This window comes from Pseudarthrobacter cremeus, assembly GCF_051857465.1.
GTDB lineage: Bacteria > Actinomycetota > Actinomycetes > Actinomycetales > Micrococcaceae > Arthrobacter.
On record NZ_JBPZHC010000003.1, the window covers coordinates 234,633 to 252,330 of the forward strand.

The 17,698-nt window shown below is 64.5% G+C and carries 19 protein-coding genes; 10 read left to right on the plus strand and 9 right to left on the minus strand.

The genetic code is table 11. The features are described from left to right. Positions 1 to 12: 12 nt before the first annotated feature. Positions 13 to 2,706, minus strand: coding sequence for an AAA family ATPase (locus ACS5PJ_RS07655; RefSeq protein WP_439434320.1), 2,694 nt, complete (start codon positions 2,704 to 2,706; stop codon positions 13 to 15). Between the two features lie 266 nt (positions 2,707 to 2,972). After that, positions 2,973 to 3,638, minus strand: coding sequence for a DUF1345 domain-containing protein (locus ACS5PJ_RS07660; RefSeq protein ID WP_439434321.1), 666 nt, complete (start codon positions 3,636 to 3,638; stop codon positions 2,973 to 2,975). 278 nt (positions 3,639 to 3,916) lie between these two features. Between ACS5PJ_RS07660 and rpsF the strand changes: the two genes are divergently transcribed. From rpsF to rplI, 4 genes are all read left to right on the plus strand, one after another. Further along, entirely contained in the window at positions 3,917 to 4,222 is a 306-nt protein-coding gene (gene rpsF, locus ACS5PJ_RS07665; RefSeq protein ID WP_011693941.1) for a 30S ribosomal protein S6, read from the plus strand. A 72-nt stretch (positions 4,223 to 4,294) separates the two neighbouring features. Continuing rightward, a complete protein-coding gene (locus tag ACS5PJ_RS07670; RefSeq protein ID WP_190990560.1) occupies positions 4,295 to 4,870 on the plus strand; it encodes a single-stranded DNA-binding protein in 576 nt (191 codons plus the stop codon). 129 nt (positions 4,871 to 4,999) lie between these two features. Then, positions 5,000 to 5,239 carry a 30S ribosomal protein S18 gene (gene rpsR / locus ACS5PJ_RS07675; RefSeq protein WP_003800144.1) on the plus strand — a complete coding sequence of 80 codons (240 nt, stop codon included), beginning with the start codon at positions 5,000 to 5,002 and terminating at the stop codon, positions 5,237 to 5,239. A 17-nt stretch (positions 5,240 to 5,256) separates the two neighbouring features. After that, the gene (rplI, locus tag ACS5PJ_RS07680; protein ID WP_050057159.1) at positions 5,257 to 5,709 is read left to right on the plus strand and encodes a 50S ribosomal protein L9; all 453 of its coding nucleotides are present in this window, start codon (positions 5,257 to 5,259) and stop codon (positions 5,707 to 5,709) included. 180 nt (positions 5,710 to 5,889) lie between these two features. Here the strand turns inward: rplI and ACS5PJ_RS07685 are convergent, their stop codons facing one another. Then, entirely contained in the window at positions 5,890 to 6,312 is a 423-nt protein-coding gene (locus tag ACS5PJ_RS07685) for a DUF1801 domain-containing protein (RefSeq protein ID WP_439434322.1), read from the minus strand. Between the two features lie 52 nt (positions 6,313 to 6,364). Beyond that, positions 6,365 to 7,351: a metallophosphoesterase family protein gene (locus ACS5PJ_RS07690; RefSeq protein ID WP_439434323.1), complete on the minus strand. Its 987-nt coding sequence runs from the start codon at positions 7,349 to 7,351 to the stop codon at positions 6,365 to 6,367. Positions 7,352 to 7,605: 254 nt separating this feature from the next. Here ACS5PJ_RS07690 and ACS5PJ_RS07695 point away from each other — a divergent pair, with 254 nt between their 5' ends. After that, positions 7,606 to 8,232, plus strand: coding sequence for a CE1759 family FMN reductase (locus tag ACS5PJ_RS07695; protein ID WP_439434488.1), 627 nt, complete (start codon positions 7,606 to 7,608; stop codon positions 8,230 to 8,232). Positions 8,233 to 8,244: 12 nt separating this feature from the next. Here ACS5PJ_RS07695 and ACS5PJ_RS07700 read toward each other — a convergent pair whose 3' ends face one another. Further along, positions 8,245 to 8,814 (minus strand): hypothetical protein, encoded by a 570-nt coding sequence (locus tag ACS5PJ_RS07700; RefSeq protein ID WP_439434324.1) that lies wholly within the window; start codon positions 8,812 to 8,814, stop codon positions 8,245 to 8,247. A gap of 2 nt (positions 8,815 to 8,816) precedes the next feature. Continuing rightward, positions 8,817 to 9,272 carry a hypothetical protein gene (locus ACS5PJ_RS07705; RefSeq protein ID WP_439434325.1) on the minus strand — a complete coding sequence of 152 codons (456 nt, stop codon included), beginning with the start codon at positions 9,270 to 9,272 and terminating at the stop codon, positions 8,817 to 8,819. A gap of 686 nt (positions 9,273 to 9,958) precedes the next feature. On the opposite strand from ACS5PJ_RS07705, the gene dnaB reads away from it, so the two are divergent. After that, the gene (gene dnaB, locus ACS5PJ_RS07710; RefSeq protein WP_131683481.1) at positions 9,959 to 11,341 is read left to right on the plus strand and encodes a replicative DNA helicase; all 1,383 of its coding nucleotides are present in this window, start codon (positions 9,959 to 9,961) and stop codon (positions 11,339 to 11,341) included. Between the two features lie 24 nt (positions 11,342 to 11,365). Here dnaB and ACS5PJ_RS07715 read toward each other — a convergent pair whose 3' ends face one another. After that, on the minus strand, positions 11,366 to 12,334 hold the full coding sequence (locus tag ACS5PJ_RS07715) for an acyl-CoA thioesterase (protein WP_439434326.1): 969 nt from the start codon (positions 12,332 to 12,334) through the stop codon (positions 11,366 to 11,368). 233 nt (positions 12,335 to 12,567) lie between these two features. Between ACS5PJ_RS07715 and aztD the strand changes: the two genes are divergently transcribed. Further along, positions 12,568 to 13,893 carry a zinc metallochaperone AztD gene (gene aztD / locus ACS5PJ_RS07720; protein ID WP_439434327.1) on the plus strand — a complete coding sequence of 442 codons (1,326 nt, stop codon included), beginning with the start codon at positions 12,568 to 12,570 and terminating at the stop codon, positions 13,891 to 13,893. A gap of 110 nt (positions 13,894 to 14,003) precedes the next feature. On the opposite strand, the gene ACS5PJ_RS07725 is transcribed toward aztD, so the two are convergent. Further along, positions 14,004 to 14,438, minus strand: coding sequence for a DoxX family protein (locus ACS5PJ_RS07725; protein ID WP_439434328.1), 435 nt, complete (start codon positions 14,436 to 14,438; stop codon positions 14,004 to 14,006). 124 nt (positions 14,439 to 14,562) lie between these two features. On the opposite strand from ACS5PJ_RS07725, the gene ACS5PJ_RS07730 reads away from it, so the two are divergent. From ACS5PJ_RS07730 to ACS5PJ_RS07740, 3 genes are all read left to right on the plus strand, one after another. Then, positions 14,563 to 15,915: an MATE family efflux transporter gene (locus tag ACS5PJ_RS07730; RefSeq protein WP_439434329.1), complete on the plus strand. Its 1,353-nt coding sequence runs from the start codon at positions 14,563 to 14,565 to the stop codon at positions 15,913 to 15,915. A 25-nt stretch (positions 15,916 to 15,940) separates the two neighbouring features. Continuing rightward, entirely contained in the window at positions 15,941 to 16,531 is a 591-nt protein-coding gene (locus ACS5PJ_RS07735; protein WP_439434330.1) for a hypothetical protein, read from the plus strand. A gap of 119 nt (positions 16,532 to 16,650) precedes the next feature. Then, positions 16,651 to 17,022 carry a hypothetical protein gene (locus ACS5PJ_RS07740; protein ID WP_439434331.1) on the plus strand — a complete coding sequence of 124 codons (372 nt, stop codon included), beginning with the start codon at positions 16,651 to 16,653 and terminating at the stop codon, positions 17,020 to 17,022. A gap of 85 nt (positions 17,023 to 17,107) precedes the next feature. Here the strand turns inward: ACS5PJ_RS07740 and ACS5PJ_RS07745 are convergent, their stop codons facing one another. Continuing rightward, the gene (locus ACS5PJ_RS07745) at positions 17,108 to 17,653 is read right to left on the minus strand and encodes a CGNR zinc finger domain-containing protein (protein ID WP_439434332.1); all 546 of its coding nucleotides are present in this window, start codon (positions 17,651 to 17,653) and stop codon (positions 17,108 to 17,110) included. Between the last annotated feature and the right edge of the window lie 45 nt (positions 17,654 to 17,698).

The window sequence follows — 17,698 nt, forward strand, 5'->3', positions numbered from 1 at the left end:
CCGGCAGCTGGGCTAGAGGACCGGAAGGACGAACTGTTCCTTTGCCTGGGCGGTTTCCTTGCCCGTGGCAAGCGCTGTCAGCTGGGCGCGTGATTCCACCCCGAGCTTCCGGTAGATCGCGGTGAGGCGCACTTCCACGGTCCGCACAGACACATACAGGGTGGCCGCGATCTCCTTGTTCCGCATCCCGCGGGACACCATGCCCGCCAGCACGCGTTCGTGGTCTGCAAGCATGAGGATTGCGGGGTTGCCAGGGGCGCCGGCCAGTTCCACACGTTCGTCGAGGAGCAGCGAGTCAACGTGCTGGGCCCAGGCGTCCGCACCGGCTTCGTCAAACATGACCTTGGCGCGCATCAGCCCGTCCTTGGCCTCCCGCTGCCGGCCGAAGGCGCCCAACCGCTCCCCGTAGCAAAGCAGGGTCCGGGCGCGCTCCAGAATCGAATCCTGGGAGTTCCGGGCTTCGAGGGCATGCCTGAACAGTTGAAGGGACTGCTCGCCGTCGGCAAGCATGGCCCGGCTGCGGGCCACGGCCGTCAGCAGCCAGGGAGACCGCAGGCCGACCGCACGGCTCTCCAGCCGGTAGAGGGCCTGCGCCGCTTCGTGGTGGCGGCCGAGCCTGACCAGGACTTCCACCAGATCCGCCTCGCAGCGTAGCAGCGTAGGGTTTCCGTACGCCGTTCCGATCTCGGCGGCACGTGAGAGGTGCGCGAAGGACTCCGCCAGGTTGCCGCGCATGAGTGCAAAGTGGCCCTGGCAGGCCGCCAGCTGGGCCGTGATGGCCGGGTGGCTGTCCGCCCCGGAGAGATGCTGCGCCTCGGCCACGTACAGCCGTGCCAGGGCCTCATCGCCCAGGGAATGGGCCCGCCACACCCGGAAGATGTGCCGCATCCCCCGGTGGTATTTCGATTCCGGTTCGCTGAGTTCCAGGTCTTCAATGAGCCGGATGGCTTTGCCGACGCGGCCCGCCCTGACCTCGTTGTCAACGGCGAGGTAGGCTGCGGTTTCCCGCCAGTTGACGTTGCTCGCCTCCACCGAGTTCCGCACTATGGCGAAGGCTTCCTGGGCAAGGTCATATTGCTCGGCGTAGCTCAGGGCCCTCCCCTGCACCAGGAGCATGGCGATGGTGCTGGCGGCAGCCTCGTGCTTGCGGGCAACGTAGTCCCTGTTCCCACTGATCGCTTCGATCAGCAACCTGGCCCGGTCCGCCACCGCCAGGCAGTCCTTGGAGGCGGCATCGTTGAACTTTTCGGCGTGCTCGAGCAGCGCTTTCGCATCCTCCAGTTCCCACCGCTCGGCGTAATAAAGCGAACCGACAGCCAACAGCGAGGCAGCGTACGCCGGATCGTGCTGTCCGAACTCCTTCACCAGGCGCAGCACCATGCTGGACCGCACGGCGGCGCCCTGCATGAACTGGATTTCGAAGCCGAGTCCTGTCAGGCGAAGAATCAGCGGAGGGTTGCGTGTCACGCGCTGTGCCCAGTCCAAGTAGCGCCTGGCATAGACGAACTCGCCCCTGTTGAACAGCAGTTCCGCCACCGTGGAGAGCCGCGCCGCCGTCTCCGCCTCCCACGGATTGATGGTGAGCGCGCGCTCGATGAATTCCACGGCGAACGGCACCTCTCCGCTCCGGATCAGGTCGACAGCGAACCGCAGCAGGCCAAAAGGTGTCTGGCGTTCCAGCGCGGTGAAACTCTGGTGCCACCGGCGTGCGTACGGGTCCGTTTCCCCGGCGGCCTCTGCCAGTGCGCGGTGGTTGGCTGTCCGGACGGCCGGGGTCATCGTGGCGAAGGCGTAACCCCGGAGCAGTTGGTCCTGGATCCGCAGGTGCGGACCGGACCTGCTGACCATGCCGTTTGCCAGGAGTTCGTCGACCCCCGCCCACAGGTCGCCATACGCTTTTTCCAGGGTGGCGATGTCACTCCGGCAGGACAGCGACATCAGGTCCAGTACGTGCCGCGCGGCCGGGGTCAAACCGCCGACTGTTGCGGCGAATTCGGATTCAAAACTTCCCTTACAGGGCAGCGGAATGGGGAGGGCGTACTTTCCTTCCGCCTGGCGTTCCAGCAGGCAGGTGTAAAGTTCGACGGCGGCCAGCGGGTTGCCCTGGGTGGCAGCAGCGACCGCGTGGACAGCCGCCGTCGCAGTTTGCCGCGCGGGAATCGATTCCAGCATCCGAACGGTGTCGTTGTAGCTGAGCACCCGCAAGTGAAGCGCGGGGAGGCTGTTAAACGGGCTGTCCGGTGACACTTCCCGGACGCTGGTGAAAAGTGCGATGTCCGTGCCGGAGAGCCGGCGGGCAAGGAATCCGATCACCGCCTGGCTGCTGGGGTCCAGCTGGTCGGCATCGTCGATCGCAATCACAGTCCGCGACGATGAGCGCTGGTGCAACCCGTTCAGCAGCATGGATGAAACCGTAGGGACGTCCATGGTGCCTGCGGAATCCTGCAGCAAATTGTCGGCGAACCGGTTGAGCACAGGATCGTCTATCCCGTTGAGCAGTGCGGTGAGGCCTGACAGCGGCCAGTCGGACTCCGAGGCGCTGGCCCGGAGGAAGACCGTCCGGTATTCGGAGAGTTGGGGGATCCCGGACAGGAGGGCGGATTTGCCCACCCCCCTCCGCCCGACGATGGTCAGCGCGGATTCCTGTGGTCCCCGGATCACTGAGAGGATCCGCTGCAACTCCATGCTTCTGCCAATTAACGACATGCGGCCCCCATCATCTAAGAAGGAGACCGATTTCCCTTTACATCAAGCACTGCATCATATGGAGTCCGCACTGTCACAGGCGTGGCATTGCGGGCCAAAGTTCCTGGGCGCCCATTTGCGTCCAGCACGGTACCCAGCCGATGGATGCCAATATAGCTTCGATCAGGGGTTGGCACCAGAGAAATCCGAGGTCAGGTGTACTCGAGTTTGGCGCGCAGCATCTGGCCGCCTTGCAGGTACCGGCTGCGGCAGGGACCGGTTGCGGCTCAGACCGCAAGGCCCAGCACGAGGTTGATCGTCGCCGCGAGGATGACTGTGCCAAAAAGGTACGAGAGCAGGCTGTGTTTCAGCGCCTCCCGCCGGATCCGCGGATTCTCCAGGTTGGTGTCGGATACCTGGTACGTCATCCCGATGCTGGTGGCCAGGTACGCGAAGTCCGTGTACTGCGGGGCCTCGTCCTGGTTGAAGCTGACGCCCCCGTCCTTCTCCCCGCCGTAATAGTGCGCCGCGTACCTGAGGGTAAAGAGCGTCTGGACGAGCATCCAGGACAGTGCCACGCTGGCGAGCACCAAAGCCGCCCCGCCCACTTGTGTGGCGTCGTCGCGCCCTCGCGAATATGCCACAACGACGGCGACTGCGGCCAGGGACGCAACGTTCGCCGCCAGGATCAGCAGGTCGGTGGTGCCCCGGGAGGGGTCTTCGGCGACGGCATGGGCCTTGGTTTCCGCGGGATCCATCCGCCCCACCACCAGCCAGACCCAGGCGACGTAGACAAGGGCTGCCGTCGCCCACCCGGCGGCCGGCGCCTGCACCCACAGGCCGGCGGCACCGGTGGCCAGGGCCGCACTGATTCCGGCCACCATCATGGCCACGAACCTGAGCCGGCTGCGTCTCACCTTGAGCGGGCGGGCGTTGTGCTGGGCGGCTTCCATGCCCTGTACTCTAGCTTCGGCCCGGCCCCCCGGCGGGCTATGGACCGGCCACCGGCGCCGTTTTCCACATACGCGGCCGTCGGCTTCCTCGGGTCTTGGTCCGGCGATAGCCTTGAGTCAAGCGCGAATCGCCTATCCGGTCCAAATGCACTAAGATATTGAAGTCTGTGCTGCGCCCTGCCTCCGTTCCGTTGGCCGGGCATTTGCATGGCATCGCAAATGAACCTCCTGTTACGGAAATGCCGTAACCGCTTAGCCCAAAGGAGGTGGGTTCACATATGCGTCCTTACGAATTGATGGTAATCATCGACCCCGAGGTCGAAGAGCGTACCGTTGAGCCGTCGCTTCAGAAGTTCCTGAACGTCATCACCAACGATGGTGGAACCATCGAAAAGGTTGACATCTGGGGCCGTCGCCGGCTGGCCTACGAAATCAAGAAGAAGTCTGAAGGTATCTACGCCGTGGTGAACTTCACCGCCAAGCCGGACACCGCCAAGGAACTTGACCGCCAGTTGTCTCTTAACGAGACGATCATGCGCACCAAGATCACCCGCCCCGAAGAGCAGAAGGTTGTTGCTGAGTAATTCAGCTCCAGTTTTCATTCTTCACCCCGCAGGATCGAATTCTTCATCCAGGATCGAACAAGGAGGCAGTAGATGGCAGGCGAAACCACTATTACGGTCATCGGTAATCTCACCAATGACCCGGAATTGCGGTTCACACCGTCAGGTTCGGCAGTAGCGAACTTCACCATCGCTTCCACCCCACGCACCTTTGATCGCCAGTCCAACGAGTGGAAGGACGGGGAAACCCTGTTCCTCCGCGCCGCCGTCTGGCGTGAAGCAGCCGAGAACGTCGCCGAGTCCCTCACCAAGGGCATGCGCGTGATTGTTTCCGGCCGGCTGAAGAGCCGTTCCTACGAAACCAAAGAAGGCGAAAAGCGCACCGTCATCGAGCTCGAAGTCGATGAAATCGGCCCGAGCCTGCGCTACGCCAATGCCAAAGTCAACCGCACCCAGCGCTCCGGCGGTCAGGGTGGTCAGGGTGGCTTCGGCGGCGGCAACAGCGGCGGCGGCTTTGGCGGCGGCAACTCTGGTGGAAACCAGGGCGGCAACTCCGGTGGATTCGGTGGCGGAAACCAGCAGGCTGCACAGGAAGATCCTTGGGCAACGCCCGGTGTCTCCAACGCGGGCGGCTGGGGCAACGGCCCCGATTCCGAACCTCCCTTCTAAACAACAAAAAATAAGGCCCGACGCCGGGACCGCCACGGGTGCCGAAAGGCGCCCAGGCGACTGCCGCCGTCGGACCACCACCATCCCGTGGATCAACATCCACGGGCTCCATAGAATAGGAGCTCCACGATGGCTAAGGCTGAACTCCGTAAGCCCAAACCAAAGTCCAACCCCTTGAAGGCCGCTGACATCACTGTCATCGACTACAAGGACGTAGCATTGCTGCGCAAGTTCATCTCCGACCGCGGAAAGATCCGCGCCCGTCGCGTCACTGGCGTTACGGTTCAGGAACAGCGCAAGATCGCCCAGGCAATCAAGAACGCCCGCGAAGTTGCTCTGCTGCCTTACTCCGGCGCTGGCCGCGGCTAAGGAAGGGATTAACTAACATGGCAAAGCTCATTCTGACCCACGAAGTAACCGGTCTCGGTGCTGCTGGCGACGTTGTCGAGGTCAAGGACGGTTACGCACGTAACTACCTGCTGCCCCGCAACTTCGCCCTGACCTGGTCCAAGGGTGGCGAGAAGCAGGTTGAGTCCATCAAGGCTGCCCGCGCCGCCCGCGAGCACGCTTCCCTGGAAGATGCTCAGAAGCAGGCCGCTGCACTCTCCGCCAAGCCGGTCAAGCTCGTTGTCAAGGCTGGCGAGACCGGACGCCTGTTCGGCACCGTCAAGCAGGGCGACGTAGCCGACGCTGTTGAGGCCGCTGGCCTTGGCCGCATCGACAAGCGCAAGGTTGAACTGCCGGCACACATCAAGTCGGTTGGTTCCTACCAGGCCAACGTCCGTCTGCACGACGACGTTGCTGCTGTGATCGAACTCGACGTAGTCGCAGGCAAGTAGCACTTCCGGCCCTTTGGTCAGAGCGTTACGCAGTACTGAACTACCGGAAGACCCCTGTCGCCCTCACCGGCGGCGGGGGTCTTTCTGCTTCCCGCCACAGCAGCGCGGGGTCACTTATCGCCCAAAAAAGAGCCTCCGGAGGGCATTAAGTGACCCCGAGTTGGGGTGGCCAGGGGCGGGTCACGGGCTGTGAAGCACGGTGGTGGCGTGCCGGTATCCCGCCCGGATCAGCCCGGCCAGAACGCCCTCGTCCACGTCCTCGAGTTTGTTGATGTACAGGCAGCCGGCGCCGGTTTTGTACTTGCCCAGCCTGGGCAGCAGCTCCCCGGCCTCGGGCCCGTAGGTGAGGCCGTAGAGCGAGAGGCTCGCCTTCCGGGGAGAGAAGCCCACCGCCGCCGCATCGCCTTCCCTGCCGGTTTCGTATTTGTAGTGGTACCGGCCGAAGCCCACGATGGTGGGTCCCCACATCTCCGCCTTCTCTCCAGTGATCCCGCTCATCAGCTCCAGCAGGCGAAGACCGTCGCGATGCCGGATGGGGTGTTCCACGGCGGCCAGGAATTCGTCTACGGACGCGTCGGTTGCCTGGGTCTTGTTTTCAGCCATGCAGGCAGTCTGGCAGAGCCAAGACGGGTTGTCAGCCGCGCCCCGCGGGCATTTACTTCGGTGCTGAACGCGTCCCCGAGTCCGTGCTCGGGCCCGACGTTGGAACGAAGTTCCAGTCGAAAGACCCATCATCATGCAGCGTCAACCGAAGGAACCCGTGTGTGTCGCTGAACCGCTTCAGGATGTACGTCGGACTGTTGGTGAAGGGACGGAGGCCGATACCTCCCGTGGAAACCTGGAACGCTGTCATCCCGTCACTGACGCACCGGTCAGCGTTGTTCACCGGACATGACCGTTCGTAGTTGTGCTGTGACCCTGACAGAGTTAAACGGACCCGGTACTTCCACATCACGTCGATCCATGGCTTGTGGTCAGCGGCCCGCTCATGTTCGTCCGTGTTCGACGTGAAGTACGGCTCGTGGTAAACCACCGCCAGATGCTTACCCGCGGCCTGAGCGGCAGCGAGGTCATTGTCCAGCCACGTGGTCAGCTCCCGGGCCTTCGTCGGGTTGTACCGCCAGTGCGCGGACGACAGGAACGCGAAATGCCAGTTCCTGAAGTCCTTTGAGTACGGTTCCCCGTTCTCGATGAACCCACGCTCCTGGTTGATCGCAGCCTTCGCGGTAGACCCAGGGCATTCGCCATTCATAAAGTTGTCGAGGTCTTCGTTCCGCCCGGGCTGCCAGTCGTGGTTGGGGGCGGAGACCCAATACAACTTAGGCATCGTGCCGCCCCACAGCCGCGTCCAGTACTTCACGTAGTCATCGCAGCTTGGGGTGTCGTACTGGAAGTCCCCGAGCCCCAGGAACGCGTCAATCTCGTTATTCTCCACGAGCCGGGTGATCGCCGCTCCGTTCAGGCCGGACGCGCTATCAGGCTCGTAGGTCCTGACGCCGTTCATGTCACCCACGGCAGCAATCCGAACATCAGGCACAGGCTCCGGAGCCTTGGTGCAGCCCGCGACAGAGAGAGCCAGAAGGGCTGCGGCGGCGGTGGCCACACTCCGGATGAATCTGGGGTGAGGGAGTGCTGACTGCATCCGAAAACCCTTCGCGAGGCCGGACCGCTGGTCGGCTCCTAGGGGCGGCCAGGCGCACCGGCATGTCTTGATACTCCTCAAGCCCCGACTGGCTGTCAAGGCGTGCGATGCTCATGAAAGATGCCCGTAGATGCTATGGAACCACATGAGTGCTGCAGCGGTCATGTGTCAGGAATAAACACGGAAGGCCGCCGGTTACCCAGGTACATGCAAATACATGTAGCTTGGAATTAACCGAACCTCAGGAGTCCATCGTGGAAACCCGCCGCATCACCGTCCTGTCAGCCGGCCTTGGTGTGCCGTCATCCAGCAGGCTTCTCGCCGACCAGCTTGCCGCCGCTGCGGAACGCCGGATAGCTGCGGCAGGCTACGACGTAACGGTGGACGTAGTTGAACTCAGGGACTTTGCCGTGGACATCGCAAACAACTTTGTCACCGGCTACGCGGCCCCCCGCCTTGCCGGGGTCATCGCCGGCGTGGAGGCATCCGAAGGCATCATCGCCGTCACCCCGGTCTTCAGTGCGTCCTACAGCGGCCTCTTCAAGTCCTTCATCGACGTCCTGGATCCCAAGTCACTCGACGGCAAGGCCGTCCTGCTGGGCGCTACCGGCGGAACGGACCGTCACCAGATGGTGCTGGAGTACGCCATGCGCCCGCTGTTCAGCTACCTCCGGACGCGTATGACTGCCACGAGCGTCTTTGCGGGCCCCCAGGACTGGGGAAACACGGACGACGGCGGCTCGCCCCTTTCGGTACGGATCGACCGCGCAGCAGCCGAGTTCGCCGGCCTACTTGCCGGGGAGCAGCCCGGCCGCCGGCCTGCCGCGGCGGAGTCACTTCCCTTTGAGCAGTTGCTGGCAGGGATCTCGGGCGGCCGGTGACCTGGTGGACGACTATTCGTCCAACAGGGCGATGAACTCGCGCGCCTGCTTCAGGGTGATGTCCGAGTGCCGGATAAGGGCGTTTGCCGCGGCCTCGGTGTCGCCGCTTCTCGCCAGGGTGCGGATGCGGCCATAGATCTCGTCGTTGAGCATGTTGCTGCTGACCTCTCGCGTGACATCGCCCTTGCTGGCAATGGCGCGGTACCTGTACGGGAACCGCTGCGGCGCGTCGTCGTCGGCCTCCACCTCCACCACGTCAGGCGCCGGGCTTCGGTAGGGCTGCGGGTGCGCGGCCAACGCCGCCACAGCGTCACGGGCCGCACGCAGGCCGTCACCGGTGGACTCGTAATAGAGTTTGATGGCCGCCATCGCCTGCCCCTGCGCGATCAGTGCGTAAAGTCTGCGGTGCTGGTCCTCGGTGAGTTTTGCAGCGGCGTTCCGGGCGAGCTCAACCGGATCCGGCGGAGGCACGCTGCCGGCTTCCATGGCGGATGACTGCCGCCTGCTGAACGCACGGGCTGCCACTGCTACACCGGCGGCAACAACCACCAGGATGATGACGGGGATCACGAGCGATTCCATTTCTAAAGCCGATCTACATACTCTTTGGCGGTGGCCAGATCTGTTTGGGTTGCTTGGCGGAGGAGCTTGATGGCTTCGATTTTATGCCCGTTTCCGGCCAGGGTCTTCAGCTGCAAGGCCAGCTGTGGATTCAGTTGCCCGCCCAGCGCTGACGCGTGACCGTGGTGACCGGATGCCGTCAGCGACTGCGCGCGCCGCGCCGCCCGGGCATTATCTTCCTGCTGGGTCTGCTGCTGCTCGTTCTGGCTCGGGCGGGTATTGGCATCGAGCCTGGCACGTGCGGCCGTAGCCACCCGCACCTGCTCCGCATAGTGCTCCGCCGAACGCCTGGCCAGATCCTGCTGGTACTTCTCCGCGTCCGAGGTACCCGAATCGCGTGGCTTCAGAGCCGTTGAGAGCGCCCAGATAACTCCCCCCAGGATGATGGCCGGCAGCAGCATCATCAGTACGTCGCCCATATCTAGAGCTTATGCCAGATGCGGCGTTATCCACAGCACATTCCGCTGCTCGCATACGTCCCTTTGGGTGCTGCGTCAAACCCGGGCGACTATTGTGGCGTGCATCACCAAAGAGGTATGGATCGATCGCCCTAGGGTGCCAAAAGCATGGCCGCGGCAGCGCGAAGCTACTGCAAGCTGTGGATTAAGGTTGGGCAAAAGAATATTTAGTCCACACCCTCGACGAAGAGTTTTCGCAGGTCAGAGTCATATACAGGCTAAAAGTATTTCGGTTTCCACAGGTTCACCCACAGGCTGTGCACAAGCTATGCCGGTTAGTGCACAGGTTATCCACAGGCGGCCCGCGGGGTGGGCTTGGATGGCGGAGCAGGGCCGGATACCGTAGCGGGAGACCTGTTCCGTGGGGTGCGATCCGCGCCGTTGAAGGACAGGTTGGGTTCTTTGCGGCAGGGTTCCGGCCCCGCTTCAGGGCTCCCTCTGTGGATAACTTGTGGATTGTGGGGATAACTCCTGCGCGGCAACAAGGACTGCACGGGCCTGACGGCCTTGGTTGTCAGTGGCGGCTGATAGACCTGATCACAGCCGGGCTGTGAAGGCCTGCCCAGAAAGATCCACAGGCCGGCATCCGGCAGAAATTGGCTTTACGCGCCGCGGCATCACGCGGTACATAACGGAGGACGGCAGCTTTGTCAGTAACGCACCTGGACTCGATCGAGGGCACCCGCGGATCAGAAACCAGCCGAAAGCCGCCGCAGGACATTCCCGCCGAGCAGTCAGTTCTGGGCGGCATGATGCTGTCCAAGGATGCCATCGCCGATGTCGTGGAAATCCTTCGCGGCCAGGACTTCTACCGGCCGGCGCACGAAACCATCTACGAAGCCATCATTGACCTTTATGGCCGCGGCGAGCCCGCGGACGCCGTCACCGTTTCGGACGAACTGACCAAGCGTGCCGAGATCAACAGGATTGGCGGCCCGGCGTACCTGCACGAGCTCATCCAGACGGTTCCCACTGCGGCCAACGCCGGCTACTACGCGGAGATCGTGGCGGAAAGGGCTATCCTGCGCCGCCTCGTCAACGCAGGCACCAAGATCGTGCAACTGGGCTACGGCTCGGACGGCGAGGTCGAGGACCTGGTCAACCAGGCGCAGGCCGAGGTCTACGCAGTGGCCGAGCGCCGCACGGCCGAGGACTACGTGGTCCTCAAGGACGTGATGGAAGCAACGGTGGACGAGATCGAAGCGTCCGGCCACCGTGGCGAAGGCATGACAGGGGTGCCCACCGGGTTCTACGAGCTGGACGAACTCACCCACGGCCTGCACCCGGGACAGATGATCGTCATCGCGGCCCGGCCTGCGGTGGGTAAGTCAACCTTTGCCCTGGACTTTGCCCGTTCAGCGGCGATCAAGAACAACCTGGCCACCGTGATGTTCTCCCTCGAAATGGGCCGGAACGAGATCGCCATGCGGCTCCTCTCCGCCGAAGCAACCATCGGCCTGCAGGACCTCCGCAAGGGCACCATCAAGGACGAGCAGTGGTCCAAAATCGCCACCACCATGGGGCGGATGAATGATGCCCCGCTGTTCATCGACGACAGCCCGAACATGTCGCTGATGGAAATCCGTGCCAAGTGCCGGCGCCTCAAGCAGCAGCATGACCTCAAACTCGTGATCCTCGACTACCTGCAGCTTATGAGCTCGGGCAAGAAAGTGGAGTCCCGTCAGCAGGAAGTCTCCGAGTTCTCACGTGCGCTCAAACTGCTGGCCAAGGAGCTCCAGGTGCCGGTGATTGCCCTCTCACAGCTGAACCGTGGTTCCGAGCAGCGCCAGGACAAGCGGCCCATGGTCTCTGACCTTCGTGAATCCGGCTCCATCGAGCAGGACGCCGACATGGTGATCCTGCTGCACCGTGAAGACGTCTACGACAAAGAGTCACCCCGCGCCGGCGAGGCTGACATCCTGATCGCCAAGCACCGTAACGGCCCCACCAAGGACATCGTGGTGGCCTTCCAGGGCCACTACTCGCGCTTCGCCAACATGGCGGCCGACGCCGGGGGCGGCGGCTTCTAAAGTCTCCCCACTGGCGGAACAGGCTTAGCCCTGGGGCAGCAGGTGGTTGGGGAGCCGGTTCCCCGGCGCTGTACCCCGGATTTCGAGCAGCTCACGCGCATGCGCGTGCAGCCGCTTGTCCTCCTCCGAGACCGGCACCCACTCGGGAATGGGCACTGAGGTACCTTCGGCGTCGCGCGCCACCATCACGGTGAGGCAGTACGTGGTGAGGTTCAGTTCCCTGGTCTTCGGGTCCCCGGAGCGTACGTGGACTGCTATGTGCATCCCCTTCGTCCCCGTGTAGACCAGCCGTGCCTCCACCTCCACCACATGGCCGATCAGCAGTGGCCGGTAAAACCGGACGCCGCCGGAGAACACCGCTACGGTGTCCTTCCCGCAGTAGCGGGTTGCACAGACGTAGGCGGCCTCGTCAATCCACTTCATGACGATCCCGCCGTGGACCTTCCCGCCCCAGTTCACGTCGGTGGGGGCGGCCATGAACCGCAACGTCACGCGTTCGGCAGTCCCTGCGTCGGTATATTCCTGTGCGTTCATGGCTTCGACGATCTGTTCGCGCACCTTGATCCGCGCCAGGGCGTGGTCCCGCTGCTCAATCTCTTCCGGGGTGGACGGTTCAAACTGCTTGACCGGCGTGGGCCTGCCGTCATCGCCCACGGCTACGAAGATCACCATGCACTGGCTGCGCATCGTGGCTGGTCCGCCCTTGGGGTCGCCGGAGGAGACGACAGTGCGGATGTGCATGGAGGAACGGCCGGTGTACACGATGGTGGCCTCCACTTCCACCATGTCGCCGCTGTTCACAGGGTCCGCAAAGTGGATGTTGCCCACGTAGGCCGTGACGCAGTACGACTTGGCCCAGCCGACTGCGGCAGCGTAGGCGGCCTTGTCGACCCACTCCAGGACGGTCCCGGCGTCAACGGAGCCGCTGTGCCCCACGTCTATCGGGGCCGCCAGGAAGCGGAGGGTCACGGAGTTGGCCGGGGTCTCAGTCATGGTGCGATCATACTGAGCCTGCGGGTTACCGGAGGGTTGGGCAGGACACAAACCCGCAACAGGAACTGCCCTGCCCGCCACAGGGCAGGCAGGGCAGTTGCTGATGCAGCGGCCGGCGGTGGTGGTGTAGATCCGGAGTTCCATGCTGTCCGACGACGGCCACGCGACTTTCCGCGCCAGTCGCCAAGGAGGTCTGCCTTGGAGGCCTAATAAGAATGAGTATCATTAGTGTCATGATGAAACCCTCACTGCAACCCTCTCCCATCCATCGACGTACCCTCGCGTTCCCGGCTGCTGTCGCCGCCTCGGTGCTGGTGCTCTCAGCCTGCGGAGCCGCTCCCGGCATGGACGCAGGCCCCGTGGCCGGGACACCCTCTGACACAGCCGGCAGCAGTCCCGCCGGCGAAGGGGGCCGGGCAAAGGAGTCCCGGGCGCCGGTCCCGCGCCTGGTCCTGACGCATTCGGATGGGGTGTCTGTCCTGGATGCCAAAACCCTCGCGCCTGTTGCCGAGGTGCCGCTTGAGGGCTTCACCAGGGTGAACCAGGCGGGCGACGGCAGGCATGTCCTGATCTCGTCGGGAGATGCCTTCCACGTGTTCGATTCCGGCGTGTGGACCGAGCGGCACGGGGACCACGGCCACTCCTATGCCGGCGTGCCGCAGCTGACGGGCCGGGCCTTTGATGCCAGCGAGGCGGGTCATGTGGTCAGCCACGCGGAGAGGACTGCCCTGTTCAACGACGGATCGGGAAAAGTGGAGATTTTTGACCCTGCCACGCTTCCGGATGCGCTCAGGACCGGGTTGCCGGCAACCACCGCCTACACTGCGCCCGAGGCCCACCATGGCGTCGCCGTCACGCTGGAGGGCGGACAGTTGCTCGTCACACTGGGCGATGACGGGGGGCGCACTGGTCTTGCGCTGCTGTCTGCTCCGGCGGGCGAAGATGGCCAGGAGCGTGCCGAACTGCTCCGCAACGAGGACTGCCCCGGCGTGCACGGTGAGGCGGTGGCTGGCAAAGGAACGGTGGTGGTGGGCTGTGAAGACGGAATGCTGGTCTACCGGGACGGTGCCTTCACCAAGGTAGCCAGCCCTGACCCGTACGGCCGGATGGGAAACCAGGCAGGAAGCCCCGCATCCCCGGTGATCCTGGGCGACTACAAGGTGGACCGGGAAGCTGTGCTGGAGCGGCCAACCCGGATATCGCTGGTCAACACTGCCACCGGGGCGTTGCAGCTCGTGGACCTCGGGACCAGTTATTCCTTCCGCTCCCTCGGCCGTGGTCCGGCCGGGGAGGCGCTGGTATTGGGGACGGACGGCGTGCTTCACGTTGTTGATCCGGAAACGGGCGTTGAGATTCGTTCGCTTCCGGTGGTTCCTGCCTGGGAGGAGCCGGAGATCTGGCAGGATCCCCGCCCCGCACTGTTTGTCCAGGGCTCAATGGCCTACGTGACGGAGCCGGCCGGCTCCAAGATCCACGCCGTGGACCTCACCTCCGGCAGGGTGGTGAAGAGCGGCGAGCTGCGGCATGTTCCCAATGAGCTGACGGGCGTCAGTGGCTAACGGCGCCGACCACGCACGGGCGGATCAGCAGGACGATTAACTGCCGACGGCGGGCCGGCACCTGGGTGCCGGCCCGCCGTCGGGCGTGGTGTCTGTTGGGGGAGTCCGCTCTAGGCGAGGACGGCCAGCCGGGAATTCCTGCGGCCAAAGAGGGCGCGGTCCACGGAAAGCCGGCCGGCACCCGTGAGGGCCAGGGCAAGGGCTGCAGCGGCAAGCAGCAGTACCAGCTCATAGCCGCCCTTGTCTGCGAAGACGCCGGCCGGAGCGTGCACCAGGAACAGTGCGCCGAGCATGTTCAAGGCCAGGAGCGCTGCCACAACCCGGGTCAGCACGCCCAGGATCAGGGCGATGCCGCCGGCGAGTTCGAGGCCGGCAACCAGCGGAGCGGAGATCTGGGCGGCGGGTACACCCATCTGGGCGAAGGCTGCCTGCGTGCCGGCGACAGTCCATTCGTTGAACTTCTGCCAGCCGTGGGCGGCGAAGAGGAAGCCGAGGATGACGCGCAGGACGGTGATGGCGGTGGTGGTGAGGCGTGACTGATTCATAGGTCCAGTTTCCCTGACCATTAGTTGAAGTGTCAACTAATGGTCAGGGAATGTGTCCTTCGTCATGACTCGGGGCGTCACGGAAGGACGACCCTCGCCGGGCAGGCCGCATTAGGCTGTTCCTGTGCCCCGTCAATCCGCTCCTGCTGCTGTGGAGAGGCCAGCCACCCATGCCCGGGAGATTCTGCGTCTTGCCGTTCCGGCGTTCGGTGCGCTGATCGCAGAGCCCCTCTTCCTTCTGGCGGATTCCGCCATCGTGGGCCATCTGGGGGTTGCCCAGCTGGCCGGAGTGGGGTTGGCGTCCGCTGTGCTGCACACCGCCGTCGGGCTGATGGTTTTCCTGGCCTACTCAACCACGCCCGCGGTGGCCCGCGCCGTCGGCCACGGGCAGCTGGGAAAGGCACTCGCCGCCGGGCGCGACGGCGTCTGGCTGGCGCTGCTGCTGGGCGTCGCCCTCGCCGTGGCCGGTTTTTGGACCGCCGATCCGCTGGTGGGGCTGATGGGTGCGGAGGGCGAAGTGAGGGCCTTCGCCGTTGACTACCTCCGGTGGTCCATGCCGGGGCTGGTGGCGATGCTGCTCATTTTCGCGGGCACCGGGGTCCTCCGCGGACTGCAGGACACCAGGACGCCGCTTCTGGTCGCAACCGCCGGATTCGGCCTGAATATTGTGCTGAACCTGTGCCTGGTCTACGGGCTGGGCTGGTCCGTGGCAGGCTCCGCCGCAGGCACCAGCCTGGCCCAATGGGCTATGGCGGCCGTCTATCTGGTGATGGTCCAGCGGAACGCCGCCCGGCACGGCATCAGCCTGTGGCCGGACTGGAGCGGCATCCGTGCGATGACCCGGGTTGGTTCATGGCTGATGCTGCGGACCCTGAGCCTGCGCATCGCCATCCTGGCCACTGTGTTCGTGGTGACGGGCCAGGGTACGGTCAACCTCGCCGCGCACCAGCTGGCCATGACCATCTTCTCCTTCCTCGCCTTCGCCCTTGATGCGCTCGCCATCGCGGCGCAGGCGCTGATTGGCAAGGAACTCGGGGCCTCGCGTCCGGAACGGGCGCGTCTGCTGACGCGGACAATGACCCGCTGGGGTACCGGATTCGGTGTCGTCACCGGAGTCCTGCTGGCCGTGGCTGCGCCGTGGGCCGGCGCCTTGTTCACCACCGACGGCGGAGTCCAGTCGGCGCTGATGTACGCCCTGTGGGTCCTGGCAGCGGGTCAGCCCATCGCCGGATACGTCTTTGTCCTCGATGGCGTGCTGATCGGTGCGGGAGACGCCAGATATCTGGCCGTCGCAGGGGTGGTCAACCTCGCCGTCTACCTGCCGCTGCTCGTGGCCGTGGCTGCTGCAGGCATGTCCTCGGATGCAGGGCTGGTCTGGCTGTGGGTTGCTTTTGCCTTGGGTTACATGAGCGCACGGGCCGTGACCCTGGGTGTGCGTGCCCGGTCCGACCACTGGATGGTGCTGGGTTCGCACTAGGGGACGGGCCCACTAAACTGGACCGGTGAACCCACCACTGACACCCGCCGACACCGCTGAAGGCACCGCCCAGCAGGCTGACCTGTGGCAACCGGTCCTGCTGCGGGCCCTGGCTGCCCTGACGTTCGGAGCGCTGACCGTTTTCTGGCCCGGGCCGTCAGTGGAGGTCATGGGCATCTCGGGCGGACTCTATCTTCTGGCCACCGGCCTGCTGATGCTCTGGGGACTCCCGAGGACAGGGTTCGTGCGCAGCGGGGCTCCCGGCAAAATCCTCTCCGCCGGAGGGGCCGCACTGACCGGGGCCGGCGCCGCGGCCCTACTGCTTCACGGGGATGGCGTGTTTACGGTTGTCGCGGCACTGGGCCTCGGAATCGCGGGAGCCGCGGAACTGTACTGCGGTCTCCGGTACCGCGGGCGGCACGTGCTGGCCCGGGATTGGGTGGCTTCCGGAACCATCGGCCTGGGCACCGCGGCCGCCCTGCCTTTTTTCACCAGCCTGGGAGCCCACGCCTTGCTCGGCGTCGCCGGCGGCGGGGCCATCATCTCCGGCGTTCTGTGGGTGCTGTCCGGGCTGAGCCTGAGGCACGATTCCCGGCCCGCGTCCTCGAAGCCGTAAACTAGAAGCGAACGGGTTCTACCCGGCGTAGAAATGCCGCGGTCCACAACCCGCCTATTCGCGGGCCAACCGCATATCAGACCAGCAGCCTTCGGTGTGGCTGGAGGAGAGGAACTACCTTGGCAGACCAAAAACCAGGAAAACCGCGCAAGTTGCGGACCTCGGTGAAGGGGCCGCTGATGTTCTCCGCGTTCTGGGCCGTCCTCGCTTTTGTTGCGGTGCTGGTCTTCGCCTCCGGTGGCAGCGCGCGGGCACCGAGGTTTGATCTCGCCTTCACGGGCGCCGGAATCGCGTTCATCGTCACGCTGGTGATCGCCGCCATGCTGTCCATGAGCTACAAGGAAAACGCCGAACACCTGGGTAAGGGATCCGGTATCAACCTCAGCTCGTCCAAGAATGCTTCACATGGATTGGGCAGCCGCGGCCAGGACCGGCCAAGCGGACCGCCTGAGGCGCCCGACGCCGACAGTCAGGGCCCCGGCAACCCCTAGGTTTCGCCGGACAGGATCAGCCAAGCCTGGGCTGGATGGCCACGCCGGGCTGGATGGCCACGCCGGGCTGGAACACCCGGACAGGTCAGCCGGTTGTCACCCTTCGCGCCCGATAGGCGGCGACATGCGCGCGGTTCGCGCAGTTCCCGGTATCGCAATACCGCTTGGACCGGTTGCGGCTGAGGTCCAACACAACGGCGTCGCAGTCCGCCGCCGCGCATACCAGCATCCGGTCCATCTCCTTGCTGCGGATGACGTCCGCCAGTGCCATGGCAGCCTCTGTGCCCATCCGCTCGGCCAGCGGCGCTTCCCTGGTGGTGGCGTGCAGGTGCCAGTCCCACTCGTCATGCTTCATCAGCTGGGGCAGGGCGTTGGCTTCGCGCAACAGGCTGTTGACCATAGCTACTGCGGTGTCCTCGTCAGCAGTCCACAGCTCCGTCAGCCGGCCCCGGAGTTCCCGGACGCTGGCAATTTCGGCCTCATCCCTGGTCCTCGACCCGCTGAACCCTTCCGCCTCGAGGAAGCCGTCAAGATCAGCCACAGAGGCCAACATTTCCCTTCCGTTGGCGGCAGTGTTGACCAGATTCACCACTGTGCGCAGGGCGATCTCCGTGTCAGGGGCAAAGACCATCTTGACTCCTTACTGGGGCCGGGCGTAATGTCAGGACCATTACCC